General features: G+C 64.7%; 24 protein-coding genes and 1 pseudogene. 16 read left to right on the plus strand and 9 right to left on the minus strand.

All coding sequences use genetic code 11. The features are described from left to right. Nucleotide 1 precedes the first annotated feature (1 nt). From WDX12_RS02345 to WDX12_RS02370, 6 genes are all read left to right on the plus strand, one after another. A complete protein-coding gene (locus tag WDX12_RS02345) occupies nucleotides 2-976 on the plus strand; it encodes an alpha-ketoacid dehydrogenase subunit beta (RefSeq protein ID WP_434723791.1) in 975 nt (324 codons plus the stop codon). A gap of 12 nt (nucleotides 977-988) precedes the next feature. Next, nucleotides 989-2,266, plus strand: a complete 1,278-nt coding sequence (locus WDX12_RS02350; RefSeq protein ID WP_434723792.1) for an acetoin dehydrogenase dihydrolipoyllysine-residue acetyltransferase subunit — start codon at nucleotides 989-991, stop codon at nucleotides 2,264-2,266. Between the two features lie 74 nt (nucleotides 2,267-2,340). Continuing rightward, entirely contained in the window at nucleotides 2,341-2,664 is a 324-nt protein-coding gene (locus tag WDX12_RS02355) for an NIPSNAP family protein (protein ID WP_434723793.1), read from the plus strand. Between the two features lies 1 nt (nucleotide 2,665). Then, entirely contained in the window at nucleotides 2,666-3,532 is an 867-nt protein-coding gene (locus tag WDX12_RS02360) for a hypothetical protein (RefSeq protein ID WP_434723794.1), read from the plus strand. A 2-nt stretch (nucleotides 3,533-3,534) separates the two neighbouring features. After that, the gene (locus tag WDX12_RS02365) at nucleotides 3,535-4,458 is read left to right on the plus strand and encodes a 3-hydroxyacyl-CoA dehydrogenase NAD-binding domain-containing protein (RefSeq protein WP_434723795.1); all 924 of its coding nucleotides are present in this window, start codon (nucleotides 3,535-3,537) and stop codon (nucleotides 4,456-4,458) included. Between the two features lie 24 nt (nucleotides 4,459-4,482). Beyond that, on the plus strand, nucleotides 4,483-5,232 hold the full coding sequence (locus WDX12_RS02370) for an SDR family oxidoreductase (protein ID WP_320293257.1): 750 nt from the start codon (nucleotides 4,483-4,485) through the stop codon (nucleotides 5,230-5,232). Nucleotides 5,233-5,255: 23 nt separating this feature from the next. On the opposite strand, the gene WDX12_RS02375 is transcribed toward WDX12_RS02370, so the two are convergent. After that, nucleotides 5,256-6,014: a pyrroline-5-carboxylate reductase family protein gene (locus WDX12_RS02375; protein ID WP_434723796.1), complete on the minus strand. Its 759-nt coding sequence runs from the start codon at nucleotides 6,012-6,014 to the stop codon at nucleotides 5,256-5,258. A 110-nt stretch (nucleotides 6,015-6,124) separates the two neighbouring features. On the opposite strand from WDX12_RS02375, the gene WDX12_RS02380 reads away from it, so the two are divergent. From WDX12_RS02380 to WDX12_RS02410, 7 genes are all read left to right on the plus strand, one after another. Further along, entirely contained in the window at nucleotides 6,125-6,895 is a 771-nt protein-coding gene (locus WDX12_RS02380) for a GntR family transcriptional regulator (protein ID WP_320293255.1), read from the plus strand. 140 nt (nucleotides 6,896-7,035) lie between these two features. Beyond that, nucleotides 7,036-8,148, plus strand: coding sequence for a branched-chain amino acid ABC transporter substrate-binding protein (locus tag WDX12_RS02385; protein WP_320293254.1), 1,113 nt, complete (start codon nucleotides 7,036-7,038; stop codon nucleotides 8,146-8,148). 278 nt (nucleotides 8,149-8,426) lie between these two features. Further along, nucleotides 8,427-9,245, plus strand: coding sequence for a branched-chain amino acid ABC transporter permease (locus WDX12_RS02390; protein WP_434723797.1), 819 nt, complete (start codon nucleotides 8,427-8,429; stop codon nucleotides 9,243-9,245). Then, nucleotides 9,245-10,240: a branched-chain amino acid ABC transporter permease gene (locus tag WDX12_RS02395; protein WP_320293252.1), complete on the plus strand. Its 996-nt coding sequence runs from the start codon at nucleotides 9,245-9,247 to the stop codon at nucleotides 10,238-10,240. The genes WDX12_RS02390 and WDX12_RS02395 overlap by 1 nt, the downstream gene beginning before the upstream one ends. After that, nucleotides 10,237-11,067, plus strand: coding sequence for an ABC transporter ATP-binding protein (locus WDX12_RS02400; protein WP_434723798.1), 831 nt, complete (start codon nucleotides 10,237-10,239; stop codon nucleotides 11,065-11,067). Before WDX12_RS02395 ends, WDX12_RS02400 begins: the two co-directional genes overlap by 4 nt. Further along, nucleotides 10,991-11,740 carry an ABC transporter ATP-binding protein gene (locus tag WDX12_RS02405; RefSeq protein WP_320293250.1) on the plus strand — a complete coding sequence of 250 codons (750 nt, stop codon included), beginning with the start codon at nucleotides 10,991-10,993 and terminating at the stop codon, nucleotides 11,738-11,740. The genes WDX12_RS02400 and WDX12_RS02405 overlap by 77 nt, the downstream gene beginning before the upstream one ends. Beyond that, nucleotides 11,733-13,022 (plus strand): NAD(P)/FAD-dependent oxidoreductase, encoded by a 1,290-nt coding sequence (locus WDX12_RS02410; RefSeq protein ID WP_434723799.1) that lies wholly within the window; start codon nucleotides 11,733-11,735, stop codon nucleotides 13,020-13,022. Before WDX12_RS02405 ends, WDX12_RS02410 begins: the two co-directional genes overlap by 8 nt. A gap of 127 nt (nucleotides 13,023-13,149) precedes the next feature. Here WDX12_RS02410 and WDX12_RS02415 read toward each other — a convergent pair whose 3' ends face one another. The 3 genes from WDX12_RS02415 to WDX12_RS02425 are packed head-to-tail and all read right to left on the minus strand — an operon-like array spanning nucleotide 13,150 to nucleotide 17,190. Next, entirely contained in the window at nucleotides 13,150-15,615 is a 2,466-nt protein-coding gene (locus WDX12_RS02415; protein ID WP_434723800.1) for a GcvT family protein, read from the minus strand. Between the two features lie 48 nt (nucleotides 15,616-15,663). Beyond that, nucleotides 15,664-16,374, minus strand: a complete 711-nt coding sequence (locus WDX12_RS02420) for an amino acid ABC transporter permease (RefSeq protein ID WP_434723801.1) — start codon at nucleotides 16,372-16,374, stop codon at nucleotides 15,664-15,666. Between the two features lie 18 nt (nucleotides 16,375-16,392). Further along, a complete protein-coding gene (locus tag WDX12_RS02425; protein ID WP_320293246.1) occupies nucleotides 16,393-17,190 on the minus strand; it encodes a transporter substrate-binding domain-containing protein in 798 nt (265 codons plus the stop codon). A gap of 163 nt (nucleotides 17,191-17,353) precedes the next feature. Here WDX12_RS02425 and WDX12_RS02430 point away from each other — a divergent pair, with 163 nt between their 5' ends. After that, complete coding sequence (locus WDX12_RS02430) at nucleotides 17,354-17,926, plus strand: helix-turn-helix domain-containing protein (RefSeq protein WP_434723802.1); 573 nt, start codon at nucleotides 17,354-17,356, stop codon at nucleotides 17,924-17,926. 35 nt (nucleotides 17,927-17,961) lie between these two features. On the opposite strand, the gene WDX12_RS02435 is transcribed toward WDX12_RS02430, so the two are convergent. Then, nucleotides 17,962-18,996 carry an arginase family protein gene (locus WDX12_RS02435; RefSeq protein ID WP_434723803.1) on the minus strand — a complete coding sequence of 345 codons (1,035 nt, stop codon included), beginning with the start codon at nucleotides 18,994-18,996 and terminating at the stop codon, nucleotides 17,962-17,964. A 476-nt stretch (nucleotides 18,997-19,472) separates the two neighbouring features. Between WDX12_RS02435 and WDX12_RS02440 the strand changes: the two genes are divergently transcribed. Beyond that, nucleotides 19,473-19,634, plus strand: coding sequence for a hypothetical protein (locus tag WDX12_RS02440; protein ID WP_434723804.1), 162 nt, complete (start codon nucleotides 19,473-19,475; stop codon nucleotides 19,632-19,634). Between the two features lie 170 nt (nucleotides 19,635-19,804). Here the strand turns inward: WDX12_RS02440 and WDX12_RS02445 are convergent, their stop codons facing one another. Both WDX12_RS02445 and WDX12_RS02450 read right to left on the minus strand, forming a co-directional pair. Further along, a complete protein-coding gene (locus WDX12_RS02445; protein ID WP_320293783.1) occupies nucleotides 19,805-20,014 on the minus strand; it encodes a hypothetical protein in 210 nt (69 codons plus the stop codon). A 473-nt stretch (nucleotides 20,015-20,487) separates the two neighbouring features. Further along, the gene (locus tag WDX12_RS02450; RefSeq protein WP_434723805.1) at nucleotides 20,488-22,533 is read right to left on the minus strand and encodes an SPFH domain-containing protein; all 2,046 of its coding nucleotides are present in this window, start codon (nucleotides 22,531-22,533) and stop codon (nucleotides 20,488-20,490) included. 273 nt (nucleotides 22,534-22,806) lie between these two features. Between WDX12_RS02450 and WDX12_RS02455 the strand changes: the two are divergent. Next, a pseudogene (locus WDX12_RS02455) lies at nucleotides 22,807-22,965 on the plus strand (MucR family transcriptional regulator); the annotation flags it as partial. 197 nt (nucleotides 22,966-23,162) lie between these two features. On the opposite strand, the gene WDX12_RS02460 reads toward WDX12_RS02455, so the two are convergent. Further along, nucleotides 23,163-23,924 carry an SDR family oxidoreductase gene (locus WDX12_RS02460; RefSeq protein WP_434723806.1) on the minus strand — a complete coding sequence of 254 codons (762 nt, stop codon included), beginning with the start codon at nucleotides 23,922-23,924 and terminating at the stop codon, nucleotides 23,163-23,165. Nucleotides 23,925-23,999: 75 nt separating this feature from the next. Further along, on the minus strand, nucleotides 24,000-24,770 hold the full coding sequence (locus WDX12_RS02465) for an SDR family NAD(P)-dependent oxidoreductase (RefSeq protein ID WP_320293241.1): 771 nt from the start codon (nucleotides 24,768-24,770) through the stop codon (nucleotides 24,000-24,002). Nucleotides 24,771-24,822: the final 52 nt, after the last annotated feature.

Consider the following 24,822-nt stretch of genomic DNA (forward strand, 5'->3'; position numbering starts at 1 on the left):
CATGGCGATGATGCGATATGCCGAAGCGCTCAACGCCGCGCTGCGCGAGGAAATGCAGGCCGACCCTTCCGTCTTCCTTTTCGGCGAGGACATCGGCCGCTATGGCGGCGTGTTCAAGGTGACGAAGGGGCTGATGGAGGAATTCGGTGAAAAGCGGGTGCGCGACACGCCGATCTCCGAACAGGCGCTGACCGCCATGGCGGTGACCGCCGCCATGACCGGCACCCGGCCGGTGCTGGAGATCATGTATGCGGATTTCATGCCGTTGACGCTTGATGCGCTGGTCAACCAGGCCTCGATCTACAACTACGTCTGGAACGGTCAGGTGAAAATGCCCTTCGTGCTGCGCACCCAGGGCGGCGGCGGCGCCGGTGCCGGCGCGCAGCACTCCAAGGCGCTCGATTCCATGGTCGCCCATATTCCCGGCATCAAGGTCGTCGCGCCTTCGACGCCCGCCGACGCCAAGGGCATGCTGAAGGCGGCGATCCGCGACAGCCAGCCTGTTGTCTTCCTCGAGCACAAGCTGCTCTACAACACGCGCGGCGAAGTGCCTGAAGGCGACGTGACGGTGCCGCTTGGCAAGGCGGCGATCCTGCGCGAGGGCAGCGACATCTCGATCTTCGCCACCTCCAAGATGGTGGTCGAGGCGTCGAAGGCGGCCGATCTTCTCGCCATGGACGGCGTTTCGGCCGAGATCGTCGATCTCCGGTCGCTGCGCCCGCTCGACATCGATGCCATCGTCGCCTCGATCGCGAAGACGCACCACGCCGTCGTGGTCAACGAGGGCTGGCGTTTCTGCGGCTACGCCGCCGAACTTTCGGCGACGATCATGGACCATGCTTTTGACGAATTGGACGCGCCGGTCGCGCGCGTCACGCTGCCGGACATGCCGATCCCCTATTCCGAACCGCTCGAAACGGCGATGCTGCCGAGTGCCGAGAAGATCCGCGCCGCCGCGCTGAAGACCCTGAAGTGACGGAGGCGGCAGATGGCAACCCATCCGATCAGCATCGACAGCGCCGGCGGCGAGTATATGGAAGCCGTTCTGGTGGTTGCCTGGGCGGCCAAACCGGGCGATCCGGTCAAGGCCGGCGATCTCATCGTCACCGTCGAGACGGCCAAGGCGGCGACCGAAATAGAGGCTGATCGCGACGGCTGGCTGGCGGACATCTTCTTCACCGAGGGGCAGGAAGCGCCGGTGGGCGCCGTGCTTGGCACTATCGCGGACGAGAAGCCGGCGGCAGGCCAGGCGGCTCCAGTCGCGACAATAGCGGCCGCCGATCCGCTCGCGGCCGCCAATGCCTCTTCCTTCGTCCGCCAGTCCGGCGCCCGCGCGATCGCAAGCCCGCTTGCCCGCCGGCTTGCCGCCGCCGCGGGGCTCGACCTTTCGACCGTCGCGGGAAGCGGTCCCAGAGGGCGAATCAAGAAGCGCGACATCGATGCCGCCCTCGCCGCCCGTTCGGACGCGCCCGGCGGCATCCTGACGGCGCAGGCCGCTTGCCCGGCGTCGCTCGCTGCCGCGCCGGCGACAGCACGGCAAACGGTGCCGACGCTCCTGATCCATGGCTTCGGGGCCGACCGCTCCGTTTGGCGGCAGGTCGTGCCTTTGCTCGAACCAGGTATCGCGACGATCAGCCTCGACCTGCCCGGCCACGGCGCGGAAGCCGCAAGACCGGCGAAGGACATCGAGGAAATCGCCTTCACCCTTTCCGACCGCCTGGAAGAGATGGGCGTGCAGGACGCCCATCTCGTCGGCCACTCCCTGGGCGGGGCGGCGGCTCTTGCGCTCGCCCGGCTTGGCCGTCTCACGGTGCGCTCCGTGACCCTTTTCGCCCCGGGCGGGCTCGGCCCCGAGATCAATGCAGGCTTCATCGCCGGGCTTGCCCGGGCGACCAGCGTCCAGGCGCTGGAGCGCTGGTTGGCAGTCATGGTCGGCGACCCGGCAGCCCTGCCCGCCGGCTATGCGCAAGCAGCGCTCAGGCAGATCGACAGGACCGGCAATCGCGGCGCGCTGGCCGCGATGGCCGAGACCCTGTTTCCCGACGGAACGCAAGGCTTCGACCTGACGACGGCGCTTGCGGAACTTGGCGTCCCGACGCGGCTCGTCTGGGGCAAGCTCGACCGTGTCATTCCGGCCGCTCACGCGGCCCGCGCGCCGGCCTTCGCCGCCGTTCATCTCCTCGATGGCATCGGCCATGTGCCGCAGATCGAAGCGCCGGCGCTGACGGCCAGGCTCATCGCGGAGACGGTGCGCAGCTGCGGCTGAGCCGGATCGGCAGACCAGACACGATTTCAGCGGCGCAAGCATAGCCGGACCAGATACCAGAAGGAGTGACCGGGATGATCTTCGACCATCGGACCTACACCGCCCGCCCCAACAAGCTGTCGCATTTCCTCAAGCTCTACGAGGATGTCGGCTTGCCCATGCAGCGGCATTATCTGGGCGAGCCTTTCGGCTTCTTCCAGACCCATATCGGCGATCTCTCCCGCACCGTGCATCTTTGGAAATACGCGAGCCTTGCCGACCGGGAGGAGCGGCGCGACCGCATGGAAGCCGATCCGGAATGGCAGGCCTATCGCCGCAAGGTCATCGAGACCGACTATCTCCTCGACATGCGCAACCAGATCCTGAAGCCTGTCTCCTTCTTCAACCCCGGGAAATAAGATGGATCTGAATTTCTCGGCCGAAGGGCAAAGCTGGCCGATACGGCTCACCGGCGATGCCGAGCGCACCCGCCGGGCACTGCTGTCTGCTCTACCCATGCGCCTGCAACTCCACACGCCCAAGATCGCCGGCAGCCACATCTACTGGCATGCGCCCTTCGTGGAGGATCCGGAAGGCGCAACGCATGTGCTTGCCGCGACCGCCGGCGCCTTCATCTACTGGCCGGTGCGGCAGTTCCTCGAAATCACCTTCGCGCCGCTGCAGGCAGAGAATGCCGAGATCACCGTGCTCGGCCATCTCGACGCGCCGGTGGAGGGCATCGCCGAACTCGCTGCGACGCTGAGGCGAGACCAGGGCCGCCGCATCCTCGAAGGCACGCTCTCCGAGGTGGACGGTGGTGTCTCGGCTGCGCCGGCGCCATCGCTACTGCCGCAGGATATCGTCGCCGCACGCAAGGCGCTCTGGGCCGCTTGTCCGTCCGACATCAGCCGGGTGACATCCTCGCGCGCCATCATGCATCCGGCAGGACCCGTCTTCACCGCGGAATCGGAAGCCCGGGTGCTGCATGAATTCCTGTGGTGGATCCGCGCCGAGCGTGGCGAAACGGACGAAGCGATGCGGCGCCACACCGCCGCGCTGGCGCTCGACAAGGCTGCGACGCGCCTTCGCGATTTCTGCCATATGGAGGAAACGCCGGCGCTGCTTTTCCGGCTCAAGGCGGCCATGGGCGACGCACATCCCTTCGATGCCCTGATCGACGAGGCGATCCTGGTCGCCGGACGGATCGGCGCCTGGCTCGACCTGCTCATCCCCTGGAACGACCTCAACGAGGCCTTCCGCGCCGCGCTCGATGGAAAGAGGGCCTGACGATGGAAAGGCTGACGGTCGGCATTGTCGGCTTCGGTGTGATCGGGCAGCGCTGGACGGCCTGCTTCGCCCATGCCGGACATGACGTGCGCGTCTACGATCCGATGGAGCGGCGCGAGGCAACCTTCCAGGACGTGCTGCCCGCGCTGATGGCCGATCTCGACGCGTTGAAAGGCCGCTCGCCCGCGCCGGGCACGATCCAGCTTTTCCAGACGCTGGCCGAAACGCTGGACGGCGTCGATTTCGTGCAGGAAAACGGCCCGGAGGATTTGCGGCTCAAGCGCCGGCTGCTCGCCGAGATCGAAGACCATGTCCGCGATGACGTCATCATCGCCTCTTCTTCGTCGGCGCTACTCGTCTCCGACATGCAGGCCGAGTGCCGCTTGCCTCACCGCATCGTGCTCGGTCACCCCTTCAACCCGGCGCATCTGATGCCGCTGGTCGAGATCGTCGGCGGCAAGGCGAGCGATCCGCAGGTGATCGCCCGGGCACGCGCCATCTACGAGGCCATCGGCAAAAAGCCGGTGACGCTCAACCAGGAAGTGACCGGCCATATCGCCTTGCGCCTTATGGGCGCGATGTGGCGCGAGGCGATCGCGCTGGTGCGCGACGGCGTCGCTTCGGTCGAGGATGTCGACCGGGCCTTCATGTATGGACCGGGTCCGAAATGGACGCTGCAAGGCTCGTTCATCTCCAACAGCCTCAATGCCGACGGCATCGAGGACTTCCTGGGCAAATATGGCCCCACCTATCAGGCGATCTGGGACACGCTCCTCGATGCCAGGCTCGATGGCGAGACGATCCGCGCGATCTCGGCCTCGACGACTGCAGCGGTGGGCGGCCGCGGTCAGGAGGAACTTAAGGCGGCGCGGGAGGCCGGCCTCGTCGGCATCCTCAGGACAGTTGCCGAGCGCGGCGCGCTCTAATTATCGCAGCTTGGGAGAACGGCCATGGAGTATCGCACCGCCCTCGTCACCGGTGCCTCGAAAGGCATAGGTGCCGCGATCGTCGAAAGCCTTGTCGCGGAAGGGTTGACCGTCCACGCGCTGGCGCGAAACAACGATGCGCTGCTTGATCTGCAGCAGCGGCTCGGGCCGCGGGTCAGGCCGCTGGTCGCCGATGTCCGCGACACGGAAGCGATCGCCGCTGCGCTCGGGGCGGCGGAAATCGACGTTCTGGTCAACAATGCCGGCGGCCTGGCGACGGTGCGCCCACTGCACGAACAGGGCGCTGAGGAAACAGCCGAGGTGGTGGCGCTCAACCTCACGGCGCCGCTGCAGCTCATCCGTCTTCTCCTGCCGGGCATGATCGCGCGCAAGCGCGGCCACATCTTCAACCTGACCAGCACCGCGGCCAGCGCCGTCTTTCCCGGCACGACGGCCTATGGCGCGGCCAAGGCCGGGCTGTCGCAAGCGGGCCGCATCCTGCGCTTCGACCTTGCAGGCACCGGCGTGCGGCTGACCGAGCTCGCTCCCGGGCGCGTGGAGACGGATTTCTACTTGAAGGCTTTCGACGGCGACCGCGAAGGCCTGCGCAAACGCATGTATTCCGAGCAGCGGCCGCTGCGCCCGGCCGACATTGCCGCCGTGCTCGTTTCGGCACTGCGCCTGCCGGATCACGTCGACATCGCCGAACTCATCGTCGCCCCCAGCGAACAGGCCGCCGGCGGCCAGGTCTATCCACCCGCGCCGCAGCGGTAGGGGCAGCGGCCGAGACGCCGCAATCAGTCCAGCACCTGCCCAGTCAATTTGTCGAGCACCGCCGCGCAAGCCTCCTCCCAGGCGGCGGGCACGCCGCGCGCCGACAGAACCTGCAGGCCCCGCTCGGTGATGCCTCCCGGCGTCACCAGCTGTTCGAGCAATAGATCGATCGGCTCGGGCTTTTCGGCGATCAATTTTCCCGCCGCCACGAAGGTCATGGCCGTCAGCCGGCGGGCGATGGCCGGGTCGAGGCCCTCGGCGCTCGACCATTCGGCCGCCTTGCGGATCAGATCCTGCGCCCAGCCGTAGACCGCGGCGCTGACGGTCGCCACTTCGAAGTCCCTTTCGCTGGCCAAAGCGATCGCCGGGCCGAGCCGTCCGAGAACCGCCTGAGCCTCTTTGATGTCTGGGAAATAGGCCGTCGGGCTGGCGCCAATCTCGGCCGCGGTGAACGGCATGGCACGCACGACCCGCGCCGGCGAGACGCCGAGCCGCGACAGCGGCACGCCGGCGCAAACCGAAATCAAAATCTGCCCCTTGCGCCAGGGCAGGTCCTGGACGACCTGCGGCGCCAGCGCCGGCCGCACCGCGAGGATAACGATGTCGGTTCGCTCGACGAGATCGTGGTTGTCCGCCGCGAGCCGGAAGCCATGCCGGGCGCGAAGTGCCGCCGCCTTGCCGCGCGGCGACAAAAGGATGTTTTCCGGGCCAAGCCCGGAGCGCTGGAATCCGGCCAGCATCGAGGCTGCCAGATGACCGACGCCAAGAACCCCTAGGATCATCGCGGTTCCCTCGGCTCGAAGCTGTCGCTTGCCATTCGCATGGGTTTGGGGAAGAAAGGCGCATCGCAAAGTGTCGACATGCACCGCATGCAAGTCAGATGGGAGCCCTCATGACCGAACGCGCCGAGAGTACCGACAACGATCCGCTCCTCGCCGGCGAAGTCGACATGCGTCGCACCGCCGACAGCAGCGAGCGGGCCTACAACACCATCCGCAAGCTCCTCGTCGAATTCACGCTCAAGCCGGGCGAGCGCATCAACGAGGTTCAGCTTTCGCGCAGCCTGGGCGTTTCGCGCACGCCGATACGCGAGGCGCTGAACCGCCTCGCCTCCGAAGGCTTCGTCTCGCTCACGCCCAATCGCGGCTTCTTCGTCAGGAGCCTCAGCACCGAGGGACTGCTCGACCTCTACGAACTGCGCTCGATCATCGAATGCGCCGCTTTCAAGCTGATGTGCGAGCGCGCGGAGGACAGCGAGATCGACCGCCTGCGGCAGTATTGGGAGGCGATCGTCGACGGCTATCGCGACCAAGCGCCCGACATCATCTTGGCCGAGGACGAAGGCTTCCACCTGCTGATCGCCGAACTCTCCGGAAATCCGGAACTCGTCGGCCAGCTCTCCTCCATCAATGCCCGAATCCGCTTCATCCGCCGTATCCAGATCGAGCATCCCTCGCATGACAAGGCTCAGGTCACCTCCCACTCGGCGATCGTCGCCGCCGCCGTCAAGCGAGATGCCGAGAACGGCATGAAACTGTTGCGCGAGCATATCGAAATGACCGTCTCCGCCACGCAGCAGGCGCTCAAGGACGCGCTGCTCAAGGTTTTCGCGCCGGGAAACGGCGCGGATCTGAAGCGCCGGCGAAGGGCCCGCGACACATAATCCGTATCTGAGCACAAAATTGAACGCAATAGTGTAGACACTTTCTTGACGACGATCCCTTTGTCTGCTTCGATGGCGATCAAGGAGAAGAAGACCAGAACGGCCGCTCCCGTCGTGACCAGTAGCCAAGGGGAACCATCATGAGGAAATTCACTGCCACGCTCCTTTTGGGAGCATCGTTGTTCGCTGCGCCGGCCATGGCCGAGCAGGCCACCATCGGTCTTTCTGCTCCGCTCTCCGGCCCGCAGGCCTATTTCGGCACCACGTGGCACAACGGCTTCAAGCTCTATGTCGACAAGCTGAACGCCGACGGCGGGGTCAACGGCGTGACGATCGCCTACGAGCAGGAAGACGACAAGGCGGATCCGCGCGAAGGAACGCTGGTGGCGCAGAAATTCTGCGACAACGACCAGGTGGTCCTCGGCCTCGTCAACTTCAATTCCGGCGTCGCCCAGTCGACCCTGCCGATCTATGAGGATTGCACGCTGCCGACGATGACCTTCGGGTCCAATCCTTCGCTGACCAAGCAGGGTTACAAATTCATGGTGCGCCCGGTCGCCAACGACCTGGCTGGCGCGCTGCTGCCGGCCGAATATGCGCTCGGCAAGCTCGGCGCCAAGACCGCGCTCGTCGTCAACGACAAGCAGGTCTTCGGGCAAGGCATTTCCGAAATCTTCGCCAAGAACTTCGAGGCCGGCGGCGGCAAGGTTCTCGATACCATCGCGGTCGCGCCGACCGACGTCGATTTCACCGCCGTGCTGGCGCAGATCAAGCCCAAGAAGCCGGACGTGATCTATCTCGGCGCCGTCATGCCGCAGCTCGCGCTGTTCGCCAAGCAGATGCACGAGCAGGGCATCAGTGCCACGCTGATCGTTCCCGATGGCGGCTACACGCCGGACCTCATCAAGCAGGCCGGTGAGGCCAACGTCCAGGGCACGCTGGTCGCGATCCAGGTGCCGCCGATGGACGCTTCTCCCGAGATCGCCGAGTTTGCCAAGCTCTACAAGGCCAAATATGGCGAGGACGCCGGCCCCTACTCGATCTACGGCTATGTCCAGGGCCAGATCCTCGAGCAGGTGCTCAAGACGACCAAGGGCCTTAAGCGCGAGGACATCAACGCCGCGTTGCACGCGGTCAAGGTCAAGACCGCGGTGGGCGAGCTGGAATTCGACGAAACCGGCGAACTTAAAGTCGCCCCCTCCTACCTCTACAAGGTCGAAGGCTCGGACTTCAAACTCGTCGGCCAGAAGTAACGATTGCGCGCCGGAGCCGCTTGCCCTTGGCGGGCGGCTCCTTTTTTATTTGCGGCCGTGCCCGGCAGAAAGCGCTGCGGCCACGTTGATCGTTCCCCTCCGCGGCTGGCCTGTCGGGCGGAACCTATTGCACAGGGACGCCAGCCCATGCTGGGAAACCTCATTCAACAGACGGTCAATGCCCTGACGATCGGCGCCGTCTACGCGCTGATCGCGCTCGGCTACACCATGGTCTACGGCGTGCTGCGCATGATCAATTCGCCCATGGCGAGATGTTCATGCTTGGGGCCTACGTCGCCTTTCTACTGCTCAGCATGCTCGTCGGCGATGTCGGCGCGACGGGCGCGATCGCTCTCACGGCGGCGTTTGTCATCGCCATCTTCCTGGTCGGCGTCATCGGCGTCGGCATCGAAAGGGTCGCCTACAAGCCATTGCGAAATTCCACGCGTCTGGCGCCGATGCTCTCCTCGCTCGGCGTGTCGCTCTCGCTGGTCACGGGCATCCAGATCCTTGCCGGTCCGCAGCCTGTCGCCTTTCCGAGTTTCTTTCCCGCCGTCCGCTACGAGGTGCTGGGCGGCACGGTCAGTTCGGTGCAGATCGGCATCCTGATCGCCGCCTTCGCGCTGATGTTCGGCCTGCATTTCCTCGTCAACCGCAGCCGCATCGGCATCATCGTGCGCGCCGTCTCGGAAAGCCGCCCGACAGCCCAGCTTCTGGGTATCAACGTCAACGGCGCGATCTCGATGGTGTTCTTCGTCGGGCCGCTGCTCGGCGCGGCGGGCGGCATCCTCTACGCCAGCTATTATGGCATCATGACGCCGACCATGGGCGCCGTCATCGGCCTGAAAGCCTTCACCGCAGCGATCCTCGGCGGCATCGGCTCCATTCCCGGCGCTATGCTCGGCGCCTTCATCCTCGCCTTCGTCGAGGTTGGCGGAACGGCGCTGCTGCCCGTCGTCACCCATGGCGTGCTCGGCACCGAATACCGCGACGTGCTGTCCTTCGCGATCCTCATACTCGTGCTTCTGGTCCGTCCCGCCGGCATTCTGGGCGAGGCCGTTTCCGAGGAAAGCATCGTGTACAAGAGGGAGTTCTGATGTCCGTCGCCGAGACCCTCACCACCGCCAAGCCGCGTTCGGGACGGGCCATTTCGTTCCTCTTCTTCGCCATCGCGATCGCGCTGATCGTAGCGACCCCCTTCCTGCCCAACTACTATGTCCGCGTCATCAACAGCCTGCTGATCTATATCCTGCTCGGGATCGGCCTGAACATCGTGATCGGCTATGCGGGACTGCTCGATCTCGGCTTCGTCGCCTTCTACGCGGTCGGCGCATACAGCTACGCGCTGCTTGCCAGCCCGCAGCTCGACCTGCACTGGCCGTTCCTCATCATCCTCCTGGTCGCCGCATGCCTTGGCGCGGTCACCGGCATATTGCTCGGCATACCGGTGCTGAGGCTGCGCGGCGACTACCTCGCCATAGTCACGCTCGGCTTCGGCGAGATCATCCGCATCATCATCAACAATCTCGACTGGCTCACCGGCGGGCCGAAGGGCATTCCCCGCCTCGACAAGGCCTCGATCCTCGGCATTCAGGTCGCCCGTCCGATCGATTTCTTCTGGCTGCTGCTCGTCACCGTGCTCGTGGTCGGCACACTGGTCTGGCGGCTGGAGCGCTCCATCCTCGGCAAGGCCTGGGCGGCCATCCGCGAGGACCAGGACGCCGCGCGCGGCATCGGCATCAACACCACCAACGCCAAGCTGGCGGCCTTCGCCACGTCGGCGACGATCGGCTCGATCGCCGGCGCGATCTTCGCCGCCTCCCAGCGCTTCGTCAGCCCGGAGAGCTTCACGCTGCAGGAATCCGTGCTGATCGTGCTGATGATCGTGATCGGCGGCATCGGCAACATTTTAGGCATCGTCGCGGGCGCTGCGATCCTGATGCTCTTGCCGGAAGTGCTGCGCGAGTTCGCCGAATGGCGCATCCTCTTCCTCGGGCTCTTGATGATCTTCCTGATCATCGTGCGCCCGGCGGGAATCGTGCCGCGCAGCTTCGGGCCGGACAAGCTCATCCGGAGGCTTTTCGGCAAATGACGCTCGCCTTCGACAGATTGCGAAAGCAATACGGCCAGGTCGTCGCCATCGACGACGTGACGGCCTCCTTCGCCCCGGGGCTGATCCACGGCGTGATCGGGCCGAACGGCGCCGGCAAGTCGACGCTCATCAACATGACCGCCGGCTCCTACAGCGTCTCCTCGGGATCGATCGCGCTCGACGGCAAACGCCTCGACATGCTTAAGAAATACGAGATCGCCAATTCCGGCGTGGCCCGCACTTACCAGAATATCCGCCTCTTCGATCAGATGACGGTGCTCGAAAACCTCGAAGTGTGCTTCTACCCGGCCGATGTCGGCGGCACATGGAAGGAAGTGATGTGGCCGCCCTACGCCTCGGCCAGGCGCGAAAGACGGCGCGAGAAATGCATGGAGATCCTGCGTTTCTTCGATCTGCAGGGCTACGCGGAGGCGGAGGCCGGCAGCCTGCCTTATGGCCGGCAGCGCATGCTGGAGATCGCCCGCGCGCTCGTCCCGAATCCGCGCGTGCTGCTGCTCGACGAGCCGGCAGCCGGCCTCAATCATCACGAGACGGCGGAACTGACCGCAAGGCTCGCCGCCCTGCGCCTGCCCGACCGGATCACCATCATCGTCGAGCATGACATGGATCTGGTCATGTCGCTCTGCGACAACATCATCGTCATGCATCACGGCAAGCTGCTGTTCCAGGGCACGCCCGCCGAGGTGCAGGCGAGCCCCGACGTCCAACTCGCCTATCTGGGAACCGCCAATGACATCGACGACATCCGGGCCGCTGCTCAGGATCGCCGGGCTCAGCTCGGGATACGGACGCGTCGGCGTTCTTGAAGGCGTCGACATAGAAGTCGATCCGCATGAGATCGTCGTCGTGCTGGGCCCGAACGGCGCGGGCAAGACGACGCTGCTCAATTCCATCTCCGGCGTCGCGCGGGCGAGCGCGGGCGCGATCACCTTCGAGGGACGCGACATCACCGGCATGCGTCCGGAGCAGGTCGTGCGCCTCGGCATCACCCATTGCCCTGAAGGCCGTCAGATCTTCCAGCGCCTGACGGTGGAGGAGAACCTGGTCGCCGCTCATATCGGCCGCGCCGGCAAGAGCTTTGAGGCGCTTCGCGCCGAGGCGTTCGATCTCTTCCCGGTGCTCAAGGAGCGCCGCAACAGCATAGCGAGCCGGATGTCCGGCGGGCAGCAACAGATGCTGGCGATCGGCCGCGCGCTGATGGCCGAGCCGAAGCTGTTGATGCTCGACGAACCGTCCCTCGGCCTCGCCCCGAAGATCGTGCACCAGATCTTCCGCATCATCCTCGACCTGTCGCGCAACGGCATCTCGATCCTGCTCGTCGAGCAGAACGTCCAGCTCGCGCTCGAATGCGGCGACTACGCCTATCTCCTGAACACGGGCAAGGTGAAGCTGCACGGCCCGGCCCAGGAGATGGCCGAGCACTCCGCATTGAGCGAGCATTATCTCGGCGGCGCCAGCGAGGCGGTCCTTCATGTTTGAGGTCGACTGGAAGACGCCGCATCTGTGGCGCAAGACCGCGCGCTCGCGCGAAACGGCGCCGGCGCTCCAAGGCGATCTGAAAACGGATGTGCTGGTCGTCGGCGGCGGCTTCACCGGCATGGCCGCGGCACTCGGCGCGCGCGACAGCGGCGTCGACGTCATATTGCTGGAGGGCAACGAGATCGGCTCCGCGGCCTCCGGCCGCAACAACGGCCTCGTCATCTCGCATCACGCGAAGGCATCGCCTTCGGAATTCGAGGCCGCCTACGGCAAGACCGTCGGCGCCCGCTACAACCGCATGGTGGCGGACGGGGCCGGCGTCGCCTTCGGCCTGATGCAACGCTTCAACATCGATGCCCATCAGGTGCAGGAAGGCTGGATCCAGCCAGCCCACACGGAGGCGACTCTCGCCCGCGCCCGGCAGTTCCATGACGAATGGAAAGCCTTCGGCGCAAATGTCTCCTGGCTCGACCGCGCGGAAGCCAGCACGCGCATCGGCAGCCCCTATCTCGGCGGCTGGATGGTCCACAATTCGGGCCACATCAATCCGTTCGCCATGACCATCGGCCTGGCGGCCGCGCTGGAACGCGAAGGCGTGACCATCCACGAGAACTCGCGCGCGGAGCGGATCGAGCGCCTGGAAGGCGGCTGGCGCGTCTTCACGGCGACGGGAAGTGTCACGGCGCCGGAGGTGGTTCTGGCGACCAACGCGCTGACCGGCGACATCTGGCCGGGGCTCAAGAAGACGCTCGTGCCCTTCAAGGTGTTCCAGGCGGCGACAAATCCCCTGCCCGAGGCATTGCGCGCCAAAATCCTTGTCGGCAATCCGGCCGTGTCCGACATGCGCAGCGACCTGCGCTACTTCCACTATGACCGTGACAACCGGCTGGTCAGCGGCGGCACGCATACGTTCTGGCTGAACGAGGCCGACCGCGGCCGCGCCAAGGTCTCGCGGATGCTCGGCAAGGCATTTCGGGCTTTCGGCGGCGAGCCGGAGATGGTCGAATACTGGCACGGCACCTTTGCGGTGGTGCCTGACCGCAGGCCTCGCCTCTACCGGTTGGGACCCGGTCTCGTCTTCGGCGGCGTCTATTCGGGCCGCGGGGTGGCGCTTTCCATGTCGCTCGGCCAGGAGATCGGCCGCTGGGCGGCAGGCCGCCGCAGCGACGGGCAGATGCCGCTGCCGGTCACCGACATGAAACCGGTTCCGTTCCATCCGATCACGGTGCAGATCGCCAACCGCATGCACGCCTGGAACCGTCTTCAGGACCGTCGCTCGTAAGAAGCGTTTCTCACAAAACGATAGGGCAATGAGTACGCTCAACGGCCAAGGCCCGCTTCCCTTTTGGCCAAGGAAGCGAGCCTTCATTTTTCGGGTCGCGCAGCCGCTGGAATTGCCCCAGCGCGGCTCAGCCTCTGATGCGTTCCCCTTTGGGGTCATACCAGCTCTTGAGCTGCGCCCGAGCCGGATAGCGTTTCCAGGCGATCTCCACTTCCAGCGGCATCGAGGCGAGGTAGGCGTCGGTGACGCCGTCGGCGCACTCGACATAGGCCATGCCGAGCGACGCGCTGAGGCGGTGCCCGTAGGCGCCCGAAGTGACCGAGCCGATGATGCGCCCGTCGCGCCAGACCGGCTCGTGGTGATAGAGCAGCGGCGCGGACTCGTCCTCCAGCCGCAGTTGCACCAGCCGGCGGCGTATCGGGCCGGCTTCCTTCTGGCGCAGCAGCGCCCCGCGCCCGATGAAGCCGCCCGGCTTGTCGAAGGCGACCGAGAAGCCGAGCCCGCCCTGCAGCGGCGAGTCCTCCTCGCCGATGTCGTGGCCCCAGTGGCGATAGCCCTTCTCCATGCGCAGCGAGTTGATGGCGAAATAGCCGCCATGACGCAGCCCGAAGGCGGCGCCCGCCTCGACCAGCCGGTCGAAGACATGGGCGGCGAATTCCGCCGGCATGTAGAGTTCCCACCCCAGTTCCCCGACGAAGGTCAGCCGGCTGGCGCGCACGCGGGCGTAACCGAGGTCGATCTCGCGGCTGGTGCCGAACGGAAAGCCGGCGTCGGAGAAATCGTCGGGCGAAACCGCCTTGAGCAGGTCGCGCGCCTTCGGTCCCATCAAGGCCAGCATCGGCAGGCCCGATGTGATGTCGCGCACGAAGACATGGGCGCCCTCGGGGATATGCCGCGTCAGCCACGTGAGATCGCGCCGCTGCGATATCGCGATCGTCACCACCATGAAGGTGCTTTCTGAAAGCCGCGTCACGGTCACGTCGGCCTCGATGCCACCGAGCTCATTCAGCCATTGCGTGTAGACGACGCGGCCGACCGGCGCATCGATATCGTTGGCGCAGATACGGTTCAGCACCTTCAGCGCGTCGCGTCCCTCGACCTCGTATTTGACGAAGCAGGAATGGTCGAACAGCGTGACGTTCGTTGCCGTGTTGCGGCATTCGGCGCCGGTGAGGTCGAACCAGTTCTGCCTTCCGTAGGAATATTCGATCTCAGGCTTCATGCCCGCTCCGGCGAAGAAGCCTGGCCGTTCGAAACCGGCAGCCTCGGTCATGAAGGCGCCTTCGGCGAGCAGCCGGTCGTGGAAGGGGCTGCGCCTGATGCCGCGCGCCGTAGCGAACTGGCGGTAGGGCCAATGCATGTCGAAGAGCAGGCCGAGCGTCTCGGTGGTGCGGTCGTAAAGATAGCTCTTGTTGGACTGGAAGGAGATGGTGCGGCGCACGTCGACATCGGCGAGGTCGACCGGCGGGCGGCCGTCGCGGATCCATTCCGACAGTGCCTTGCCGACGCCGCCCGACGATAGGATACCGATCGAGTTGAAGCCGCAGGCGCAGTACAGCCCGGCCACCTCCGACGTTTCGCCGATCAGGTAGCGGTCGTCGGGCGTGAAGCTTTCGGGGCCGTTGAAGAACAGCTTGATGCCGGCCTCGGCCAGCAACGGCACGCGCTTGGTCGCCATCTCCAGGATCGGTTCGAAATGCTCGAAATCCTCCGGCAGGGAATCGAAGCAGAAATCCTCGGGAATGCCCTTGTGGCCCCACGGCTTGGCGTTTGGCTCGAAGCAGCCGAGCAGCAGCTTGCCGGCGTCTTCCTTGTAGTAGGCGCACTCGTCGCCCATGAACAGCACAGGCAGGTTGCGCGGCAGCTCGGGGATCGTCTCGGTGACGATGTAGAAATGCTCGGCCGCGTGCAACGGCAGCGTCACGCCGGCGGTAGCGGCGAGATCGCGCGACCACATGCCGCCGCAGATCACCACTCGCGAGGCGCGGATCTCGCCCTTGTCGGTCAACACGCCGATGGCGCGGCCGTTCTCGACCAGGATCTTGTTCACTTTCGTATTCTCGAGGATCCTGCCGCCGCGCATGCGAGCGCCCCTGGCGTAGGCCATGGTGACGTCGGCCGGATTGACCTGGCCGTCATGCGGAAACCAGAAACCGCCGACGATGCCGTCGAGGTCGATCGGCGACCAGCGCTCCTTGATCTCGCCGGGGCTGACCTTTTCGACCGGCAGCCCGAAATTGCGCCCCATCGACGCGCCCCGCGCCAGTTCTTCCAGCCGCGCCTCGGTGCGGGCAACGCGCAACGAGCCGCGCCGCATGAAGCCGGTGGCCTGCCCTGTCTCTTCCTCGAGGCTGGCGAACAGCTCGCCGGTGTATTTGGCTAGCTCCGTCATCTGGCGCGTGGCACGCAGTTGCGTGACCAGGCCTGCGGCATGCCATGTCGTGCCGCAGGTGAGCTGCTTGCGCTCGCACAGCACCACGTCGGTGATGCCGAGCTTGGTGAGGTGGTAGGCGATGGAACAGCCGGCTACGCCGCCGCCGACGATCACCACGTCGGCGTGGTCGGGAAAATGATTGGAGGCTGTGTCCGTCACCTTCTGGCTCCTCGATGTCAGGATTTTTGTGGTCGCGGCGCCGCCGCGTCAGCCATGCGGCGCGCCGGCGGCATGGTCGCCGGGCTTCGCCCAGGCAAAGCGCCGCTCGAAGCGCTTCTGCAGCGCCATCAGCGCGTAGACCGTGGCCAGATAGTAGATGGAGGCGACGGCGTAGTACTCCGCATAGCGGAACGACGAGGCGACGCTCTGTTGAGTCACCGCCATCAGTTCGGTCAGCGAGATGACCGAGGCGAGCGACGTGGTCTTCAAGAGGCTGATGAACTCGTTGACCGTCGGCGGCAGCGCGACGCGCAGCGCCTGCGGCACGGCGATCAGGAAGAACACCTGCGGCTTGCGCAGGCCGAGTGCCGCGCCCGCCTGGTATTGTCCGCCGTCCACGGCGCTGAGCGCAGCGCGGTTGATCTCCACCTGGTAGGCCGCCTCGTTCAGCGTCAGCGCCACGAAGGCGGCGATGAAGGGCGAGAACCAGGGCTCGCGGAAGACTGGCGATATCTGCGGCAGGCCATTCCAGACGAAGAGCAGCAGAAGCAGCGCAGGCAAGGCGCGGAACAGGCCGACATAGGCGGTCGCGGCCCAGCGCAGCCAGGCGCGCTTGCCGTCGAGCGCCAGCGCCAGCGGCAGCGACAGCAGGATCGCCGCCGCATGGGCTAGGATTGTCAGCGCCAGCGCGATCAGCGCGGCCTGGAAGAAGGTCGCGGAAAAGAGCGCCGACCAGAACAGATCCGTGTTGAAGCTCACCGCGGCCTCGTCCGCTGACTATTCGCCGACGCCCGTTACCGTCGAGGGCGGCAGCTTCCACTGCTCCGCGATGGTCTTCATCGTACCGTCGGCCATCAGCGCCTTGACCGCGTCGGCCACGGCCGCCTGGTCGGCGGCGTCCTTGCGGAAATAGGCCGCGTACTGGTCGGCGGCGCCGGCCGAATAGAGGATCTTCAGTTCGCCCGGCTGCTGCAGGTCGCGATAGGCGAATTCGGTGTCCTGGCTGATCGTGCCGACGGCGCGCCCGACCATCACCTGCTGGATGGCGTCGGTCTGCTTGGGATAGGTCTGCAGGACGATCTTGTCGCGGCCCGCCTTGGCGAGGTCGTCGTTCACCTTGTTCAGAAGGTCGATGTAGGAGGTGCCGCTCTGCACGGCGACGACCTTGCCGGAGAAGTCCTCATAGCTCTTGTAGGCGGTGCCGTCATCGGCCTTGCCGATCATGACGACGCCGGTCTTCAGGTAGGGAACGCCGCTGAACTTCTCCAGCCGCTCGGGCTTGAGCAGGGCGCCGCTGATGACGATGTCGCAGCGCTTGGATTCGAGGCCCGGCAACAATCCGTTGAAGTCCATCGCGGTGATGTTGGCGTCGACCTTCCAGTGCGCGGCGAGCGCCTTGACGACATCGACGTCGATGCCGACGGGCGGCTGGCCCGGCGTCTTGACGAACTCCATCGGCGGGAAGGTCGGGTCGACGCAGGCCTGCAGCTTGCCGCCGGCGATGAAGCCCGGCCCCTCGGCCATGGCGGGCGTGGCGACGAGAAGTGCGAGAAGGCAGATCAGTTTTCTGGACATGGTTCACCTCTGGGTTCGGGCTCTTGGCGGCCTTGCATCAGGCTTGCTTAAAGTTCTTACATAGTCAACATAATTCGCTATAAACGAACATCCTCAAGCGCGCCCTTGCCGGCTATAGCTGTGGCATAGTGCTTGGAAACATCCCGAATCAGAGGAGGCGTTCGTGCCAGATTCACCATCCAGCCGGCGTCCCGCCCCCAATATCGGCAGGCTGCTGCGCGCGCGACGGCGTGACCTCGACATGACGCTGGACGAGGTGGCAGGCGCCGCCGACCTGACGAAGAGCTTCCTGAGCGACATCGAGCGCGACAAGACCTCGCCGTCGGTTGCCTCGCTGGTGCGCCTGTGCGAGGTGCTGGCGCTGCCGGTGGGCGACCTGTTCACGCCGGCGCGCTCGGGCGTCGTGCGCGCCAACGACCGACCGCCCATCCGCTTCGGCGGCACCGGGGTTTGCGACTATCTTATCTCGCCGGCGGAGGCGAAGCGGCTGCAAGTAATCTTCTCCGAGATCGAGCCCGGCGGCACCGGCGGCGAGAAGCTCTACACGCTGGCCTGCGAGGAGGAGTTCGTCTTCGTGCTGGAAGGCGCGATCCGCATCGTGGTGGAGGACACCACCCACGAGCTCGGCACGGGAGACTCGATCGCCTTCGATCCGCGCCGTGCCCACACCTTCGCCAACGCTTCCGCCACCGAGCCGGCCAAGGCGCTGTTCGTGCTGACGCCGCCGCCGCGTTGACGGCGGCGTGCGGCATGGCATGGCGCCGGGCCGCCTCACGCCGGCCTGTGTTCCGGCTTGTCGGTCCGCATGCGGTCCGCCATCAGGCAGATCATCTCGAAGGCCACGACCATGGCGTTCATCGCGGTGATCTGGTTGGGGCTGTCCTTGGTCGGCATCAGGCAGACGATGTCGCCGCCGACGATGTTGAGCCCGCGCAGGCTCTGCAGGATGCGCACCGCGTCGCCGATCCTGAGCCCCGGATAGCCCGGTTCGATGTTGGATACGCCTGGGGCGTCGGCGGGATCGAGCACGTCGAGGTCGAAGGTGACGTAGACCGGCGCGTCGCCGACGCGGTCGCGCACCTGGCTCGCCACCCTCTCCCAGCCGTCGCGCTCGATCTCGTCCATGCCGATGACGCGGTAGCCCAGTTCTTCGCTGGTGTTGCGCGAACCCGGCGTGCCGACATTCGGGCGGATGCCGATCTGCGAGGAGCGCGTCGGATCGACATTGCCTTCGATGGCGGTGTAGCTGCTCCAGTGCGCCGCCGAGCGGCGGTTGCCCAGCCAATGCGGCAGGTGATGGTAGCTGTCGGTGTGGGAATCGAAATGCACCAGCGCCACCGGCTTGCCGTCCGTCATCGGCGAACCCGGCCCGGCTACCGCCTTGAGCAGCGGCCCGGTGATGGAGTGATCACCGCCGATCGACACCACGCGGGTGCCGGCCGCGGCGAAGCGCTTCGCATAGAGCTCGATATGGCGAACGCTGGTGTCGTTCACCATCGCTTCCGGCAGCGGCACGTCACCGGCGTCGACGATCTTGCAGACATCCCACGGCACGAAACCGAAACGGCCATGACCGCGCCGGTAGAGCGCCGAGACATGACGCACGGCGCGGGGTCCCAGATGCTGGTCGCGCTCGGTCGAGCCATTGCCCGAGGAGTGCGGAACGCCGAGCACGGCGATCTCGCTGCCCCCCGGTTCCTCGTCCCAGGGCGCGCGGAAGAAAGTGGGGATGCCCCACCAGTACCAGCGCTCCATCTCCTTGCGCGCGGCGGCCCAGTCCACGGTTTCGGCTTCGGTCAGACTCATCATTGGTTCCGTATTTACGAATATTGTTCTCCAGCAGCGTACCAATGATCGGTGAAACGTCAAGCGGCGGGGCGGCCGAGCTCGAAAACCCGACCATCGAGAGCGCTGTCGACCGCGATGCTGCTTCGCTAGGCTTTCGCATCGCCCGCCGCGTAGTCGAGCTGCAGGGCACATGCGCGACCTGCCTCGCCATTGGCAGACCCGCCGCGTCCCATCATCACCCCTAGACGAAACCGAACAGCCTACGCACGCGGCCGATTGAAAGCCGCCAGTCGAATGCCGGCATCAACCAAAGCACCAAGGAGACACGAACATGCAGCACACTTACCGCTTGATCCGCATCCTCAGCGAAAATTATCGCGCTGTGCCGCGTCGCTAGGCTTGGAAGCACATCGGCGAGTTAGGAAGATCTTCAAACTCCCACTGACTCGGAACCCTGCCCGTATTCTCTGAGTTTACGTGCAAGGCGAATTGCCATGGAAGACAAACAGCCCGCCCAAAATTCAGGAAGGACATTCGTCACCGTTCTGGCGATCTGCCTGCTGATCATAGGCCTGTTTTATATTGGCTTCAGATATCCGCAACGCGACCAAGGAACACTGATTGTGCCCGGCGCATTGCAGCCGAACGGGCCGTGAGCGAGCCTAAGCCCGCGGCTAGGGGAGCGTCTCGAATCGCTGACCTCAGCAAATGGGATGCTGCGTCGACTCGGACTTCCACTGTTTTATCCACGAACGGACGCTGCTCAGCCGCGCCCCTCCCTCATTCTTCAGCGCAATATCGGCACCGTCCGCTCCGCGCGAAAAATTCAATGGTAGTTTCTATCTTCTGTCTGCCGACGCTCTATCTCCCGATAGAGCAGAATGATCATCACCATCTCGGCGCTACCGACGGGCGAGGTACGGGGAACGGTTTCCAGCAGCCGTTCGAGCGTGGAGCCGTCCATGCCCGAGAGATGCGCTTTGATGGCCTCAATGCTGTCGCCAAGCGCAGCAAGTAATTGTGCCGCTATTTGCATCTAACCCATTGTCCAAGCCGGTGACGGACGCGACACCACGATATAGTCGCGACCGAAAACGAAGGTCTCAGAATCGATCAAAATCGAACGAAATACCTTCGGCGGTGTCAGGGCCATAGTGCCCCTGTTCAATTTCGCATTTCTCTACCTGAACGGAAGCACGCTTTTCCTGAGTCTGGCTAACCTTGATTGAAATACGCCAGACGAAAGGTGCAGATTGAGACGATTCGCGCAGAAATGTGCAGTCGATGCAGCTGCATGAGACACTGCCCCGGACAAACGCCGCCCTCCGCCTTCGGTGAGCCTGTCACGACGGCGCCGCGGCTATGCCGGCCTTGGCCGCGGAATAGGCGGCCTCGCCTTCATTGGACACGTAAGGTCGGGTCACCGGACGGATCGGCCGGGTTCCTGCGTCTCGCCGTGGCATGTTTCGGTAGAGAGCGAATGGGCCGGTACAGCCGGCCCATTCCCAATCAATCCTCCGCAACGGGTGCCGGGATCTCATCCGGCAGGGTTTGCCGTCCGACCCGGTCGGCAACGAGCATCGAAAGCATCATCTCGACAAGGCCGTTGGCAGCCCCCTTCTCGCCACCGGCAGAGCCGATCTGGATCTGCGGCACGAGCGGCAGCCTGCCATTCTCGATCGCCTCGGCGAAGCGCATGAGAACCTGCGAGTTGAGCTGATAGTCCGGGCCGCCGAAGGCCGCGACCTTCTTCTCGGTGGCCTCGGCCTCCGCCAGACCGATAGCGCGCACCTTCTCGGCCTCCGCAAAACCAGTCGCCTTGATGCGTTCGGCATCGGCAAGCGCGACAGCCTTGATCATGTCGGCCTCGCCCTGGCCGGCGAGGCGCACCTTCTCGGCCTCTGCCTTGGCAGTGACCTGAATGGTTTCCGCCTCCTGGCGGGTGCGGGCGAGTTGCGCCTTGCCCTCGTTCTCACTGATCTCGATGGTAAGGGCCGACGTCGTGATCTTGGCTTGCTGTTCGGCGAGCGCCTCTTTCTCACGCAACGTGCGTTCCTGAGTGGCCGCCCTCTCCTGCAATTTATAGGTCTCGACCTTTTCGACTGCGATCTGGCGCTCGCGCAGCTGGATCAGTATCTGCTCGATGCTGTTCTGGCCATTGGCAGCACGGGGCGTGCCAATCAACACTTCCTGCAGCTCGAGGCTGTAGGAATTGAATTTTTCGCGCATCTCCTCGCCCGATTTGCGCTGGATATCGCTACGCTCCTGCAGAAGCTGGATCAGCGTCTTTGTCTGGGCGATATTCTTGAAGTAAGCAGAAACCATCGGATCGAGCGTTTGTTCGACCAGCCGCTTGATGTCACCGAAACGCTGCACCACGAGCGGCGCCTTCATATAGTCGATATGCACGACGACGGAGAGCGGCAGCACAGGCTCGAACGCATCCTTGGTGATCAAAGACACCTCCGACAGGTTCTCATCCAGCCTGTGTTCGCCAAACTGCTCCTTCGTCCATTTGAGCACAAAGTTGGTGGTCGGCACGGTGATGATATTGCCGGCATAGGTGTTGAACGCATACTTGCCTGGCAGCAGCGGCGTCGACCAGACACCGCGTGAGCCGACTTCGACCAACTCGCCGTGACGGTATGCCTGACCGGATAGGTCCGTGCCGTGGCGGCCGTTATAAGAGACGACGACACCCACAGTGCCGACGTCGATGACTGTCTTTCCGGCCAGTTCGACGGTCGCGAAAATGCGGTTGAGGAAGTAGCTGCCGTCGGCCAGCACCTGCAACTGCCGGCCACGGTAGCCACCGGCATTGAGAAACTTCTCCGGGTCCTGGAAATTGTTGTGAAAGTTCGGGTCGTTCGGATCGTTGGCCACGGTCGGCGCGATGATCTCGCCGTCCGGCAGGGCCGGACCGTCATGGATGGTGACGATACCGATCATGTCCTCGGCATTGTGGATGACGACCGGCTCAAAGCCGCCCCGCTCCGAGATCATGCTCGACATATTGGCAAAAAGGCTTTGTTCCGAAGCGCTCAGATTGACGGCATAGGTCGACTGGGCGGTGAGCACGATGAATTGTGCGAGATTGATGGCATAGGTGCCTTCACGCAAAATCTTGCGCTGCGGTCCTTTCTGTCCGCCTTTTTCGAGAAAGCCGCGCACATCCTGGAAATCATCGGCCTCTGTGTTGGAAGCAAGTGTCTGCGTCGGAGGCAGCGGCTTGCCATCACGGGCAAAGACGTAGCCGATCTGGCCCTGCGGTATGGTAACGAGATTGGCGCGATGCATCGAATATTGGAACGGCATGAAGAAATGCAGGCCGCCGCGCACAACTTCCGGCTGGTAGCCTGCCTCACGATTCAGCGCAATGAAGCCATCCCTGACGGAGCCGCGAAAGCTCCATAGTTTTTCCAAGATGCCGAGCCTGTCATTCGGGATGTAGCGAACCATGCCGCTCCGCCAGAACAGGATCGCCAGCACGATAACCGGCACGGCGATCTCGATCGCCGTCCATTTCATCGGGCCGAGATATTCTAGGGCTTCCATCTCTTGTTTCCTATGGGCGCTCGGGTTCGTTCACCCGACGGCCACCCGGCTGGTGTTGGTCATTTAAGCGGGGAGATTGCGCACCGACGCGCTCGACGCACTAGGCGCGTGTCGAACGTTTGGGCTGCTCGTTGTATCGGAAAATGACCGCGCTTCCCGAGTCCCCCATGAGGGAGCGTGGCCGACAGCGATGTTACATCGGTTTTGCCTTGATAGACATAACGACAAACAACGTAGGGATCGCGCCTCCAGGTTTAAAGATATTCCGTGCGAAAATCGTATAAATCACAGAAACGGCATCTCGCGGTACACTACGGGCTCACTCCAGATGAATACCGCGAGAAAAGTCAGAATACCCGATGGTTGCGCCGAACTACAGAGGCTCAAAGATCTTCGCTCGCGAAGGCGGCGGAGCCCGGACCCAAACCGTAGCCGAACCCTCCGCCAAAGAGCTCATGCCAAGCACAAATCTAGGTTAAGGCAAGATTTGGGAGCGCCTGACCTCGGGCCCTCTGGTTATTTTGACGCTTTAGACTGAACGCCACCCAGAAGAGTGCCTCCTAGATAGTCTCACGATGTAGCGCCCTCCCGCTACCGTCTCCTTACATTTTTGGCTTTCGCGCTCAGGATTATCCCTTGCGTTCCTGCAGGATGTTGCCGCCGTCCACGACCAGAACGGCGCCGTTGACGTAGCTCGCCGCGTCGGATGCCAGGAACAGCACAGTGGCCGCCACTTCCGCGGGGCTGCCGGCGCGGCCAAGCGGCGTGTTGCGCGCGGCGACCAGCTCCTCGGGCGTCGAAGCGCCCGTCGCGATCCAGCCAGGCGCCACGGCGTTGACGGTGACGCCGCTGCGGCCGACCTCAAGGGCGAGCGCATGCGTCAGCCCGATCATGCCGGCCTTGGCCGCCGAATAGGCGGCCTCGCCTTCATTGGACACGTAAGGCCCCGTCACCGAGGCCATGTTGACGACGCGCCCATGGCCTCGCCGCACCATGCCGGCCAGAAATCCGCGCGTGCTCAAAAAGGCGGTTTTCAGGCTGACGTCGATGCCGCGGTCCCATTCGATTTCGCTGAGGTCGAGAAACCGCCGCTGCAATGCCGGCTGGGCGACGGTGCCCATCCCGGCATTGTTGACGAGGATGTCGATTTCGCCGGCGTCGGAGCATAGGCGCTCGACATCGCCCGAAAGCGTCAGGTCGGCCACCACAGCGCGGACGTCCAGCCCATCCGCCCGCAATTCCTCCGCTCGCTGCTCGACCCGTGCGGAAGAAGCGGTGAGGGTGACCGAAAGACCGGCCTCGCCCAGCGCCCGCGCGATCGCCATGCCGATGCCGTCAGCGGCGCCCGCGCCGGTCACCAGAGCCTTGCGGGATTTGCGAAACACGATCATTTGCTCTCCAGAGTGCGGATGCCGGCATGCCGGCGCGGGCAATCATAACCGCGATGAAACCGATCCCACGCGGGTTCAATAGCCGGCGCTGACGCCGAAATCGATCGAAAGCGCGGCCCCGGTGATCGGCGCCGCGCCCGGTTGGCAAAGGTAGTGAATGAAGGACGCAATCTCCTCCACCTGGATGAACCTTGCTTTGTCCCCTTGCGGATAGTGCCCCAGGAGCCGGCGCTTGTAGCCGTCGGGATCGTCCGCCCCATAGGTCTTGGCCTGATATTCGATCATCGGCGTTGCCGTGTCGCCGGGACAGACTGCGTTGACCCTGATGCCTTGCGGCGCGAGTTCCAGGGCGAGAGCCTTGGTCAAAAGCACCAGCCCGCCCTTCGAGGCGCAATAGACGGCCGCCCCATTGTTGCCGACGATGCCGGCGTCGGAGGCGATGTTGACGATCACGCCTTGCGCCGTCGACAGATGCGGGATGGCCGCCGAGATCAGGAAGAACGCGCCCTTGAGGTTGACGTCCAGCACCAGGTTCCACTGGTCCTCCTCGACCTCGTTCGCTGGCCCCTCGAGCCAGACCCCTGCGGCGTTGACGAGAATGTCGATCGCGCCGCCCCAGTCCCTGGCCTTGCCCACCACGCCGCGGCAGGCGGCGACTGAGCGGATGTCGAGCGGCAAGCCGATAGCGTCGGCCCCGGTCGCGGCAATCCGCGCCACGGCGGCGTCGAGCTTGGGGCCGGCAAGATCGGCGAGCGCGATCCGCTCGCCGTCGGCGGCGAAACGCAGCCCGGTCGCCAAACCCATTCCCCCGGCGCCGCCGGCGATGAGGACCGTCCTTCCAGCCATTCGACAACCTCCGCGAAACGCAGCCCGACAAAGGCAACCACGTCATTGAGCC

This window comes from Mesorhizobium sp. RIZ17 (genome assembly GCF_051127865.1).
GTDB classification, from domain to species: Bacteria; Pseudomonadota; Alphaproteobacteria; order Rhizobiales; family Rhizobiaceae; genus Mesorhizobium; species Mesorhizobium humile.

Coding starts and splice junctions, on each gene's coding strand:
- WDX12_RS02345 (WP_434723791.1), top strand. CDS start 2: ATGGCGATGATGCGATATGCCGAAGCGCTCAACGCCGCGCTGCGCGAG.
- WDX12_RS02350 (WP_434723792.1), top strand. CDS start 989: ATGGCAACCCATCCGATCAGCATCGACAGCGCCGGCGGCGAGTATATG.
- WDX12_RS02355 (WP_434723793.1), top strand. CDS start 2,341: ATGATCTTCGACCATCGGACCTACACCGCCCGCCCCAACAAGCTGTCG.
- WDX12_RS02360 (WP_434723794.1), top strand. CDS start 2,666: ATGGATCTGAATTTCTCGGCCGAAGGGCAAAGCTGGCCGATACGGCTC.
- WDX12_RS02365 (WP_434723795.1), top strand. CDS start 3,535: ATGGAAAGGCTGACGGTCGGCATTGTCGGCTTCGGTGTGATCGGGCAG.
- WDX12_RS02370 (WP_320293257.1), top strand. CDS start 4,483: ATGGAGTATCGCACCGCCCTCGTCACCGGTGCCTCGAAAGGCATAGGT.
- WDX12_RS02375 (WP_434723796.1), bottom strand. CDS start 6,014: ATGATCCTAGGGGTTCTTGGCGTCGGTCATCTGGCAGCCTCGATGCTG.
- WDX12_RS02380 (WP_320293255.1), top strand. CDS start 6,125: ATGACCGAACGCGCCGAGAGTACCGACAACGATCCGCTCCTCGCCGGC.
- WDX12_RS02385 (WP_320293254.1), top strand. CDS start 7,036: ATGAGGAAATTCACTGCCACGCTCCTTTTGGGAGCATCGTTGTTCGCT.
- WDX12_RS02390 (WP_434723797.1), top strand. CDS start 8,427: ATGCTTGGGGCCTACGTCGCCTTTCTACTGCTCAGCATGCTCGTCGGC.
- WDX12_RS02395 (WP_320293252.1), top strand. CDS start 9,245: ATGTCCGTCGCCGAGACCCTCACCACCGCCAAGCCGCGTTCGGGACGG.
- WDX12_RS02400 (WP_434723798.1), top strand. CDS start 10,237: ATGACGCTCGCCTTCGACAGATTGCGAAAGCAATACGGCCAGGTCGTC.
- WDX12_RS02405 (WP_320293250.1), top strand. CDS start 10,991: ATGACATCGACGACATCCGGGCCGCTGCTCAGGATCGCCGGGCTCAGC.
- WDX12_RS02410 (WP_434723799.1), top strand. CDS start 11,733: ATGTTTGAGGTCGACTGGAAGACGCCGCATCTGTGGCGCAAGACCGCG.
- WDX12_RS02425 (WP_320293246.1), bottom strand. CDS start 17,190: ATGTCCAGAAAACTGATCTGCCTTCTCGCACTTCTCGTCGCCACGCCC.
- WDX12_RS02435 (WP_434723803.1), bottom strand. CDS start 18,996: ATGAGTCTGACCGAAGCCGAAACCGTGGACTGGGCCGCCGCGCGCAAG.
- WDX12_RS02440 (WP_434723804.1), top strand. CDS start 19,473: ATGGAAGACAAACAGCCCGCCCAAAATTCAGGAAGGACATTCGTCACC.
- WDX12_RS02445 (WP_320293783.1), bottom strand. CDS start 20,014: ATGCAAATAGCGGCACAATTACTTGCTGCGCTTGGCGACAGCATTGAG.
- WDX12_RS02450 (WP_434723805.1), bottom strand. CDS start 22,533: ATGGAAGCCCTAGAATATCTCGGCCCGATGAAATGGACGGCGATCGAG.
- WDX12_RS02460 (WP_434723806.1), bottom strand. CDS start 23,924: ATGATCGTGTTTCGCAAATCCCGCAAGGCTCTGGTGACCGGCGCGGGC.
- WDX12_RS02465 (WP_320293241.1), bottom strand. CDS start 24,770: ATGGCTGGAAGGACGGTCCTCATCGCCGGCGGCGCCGGGGGAATGGGT.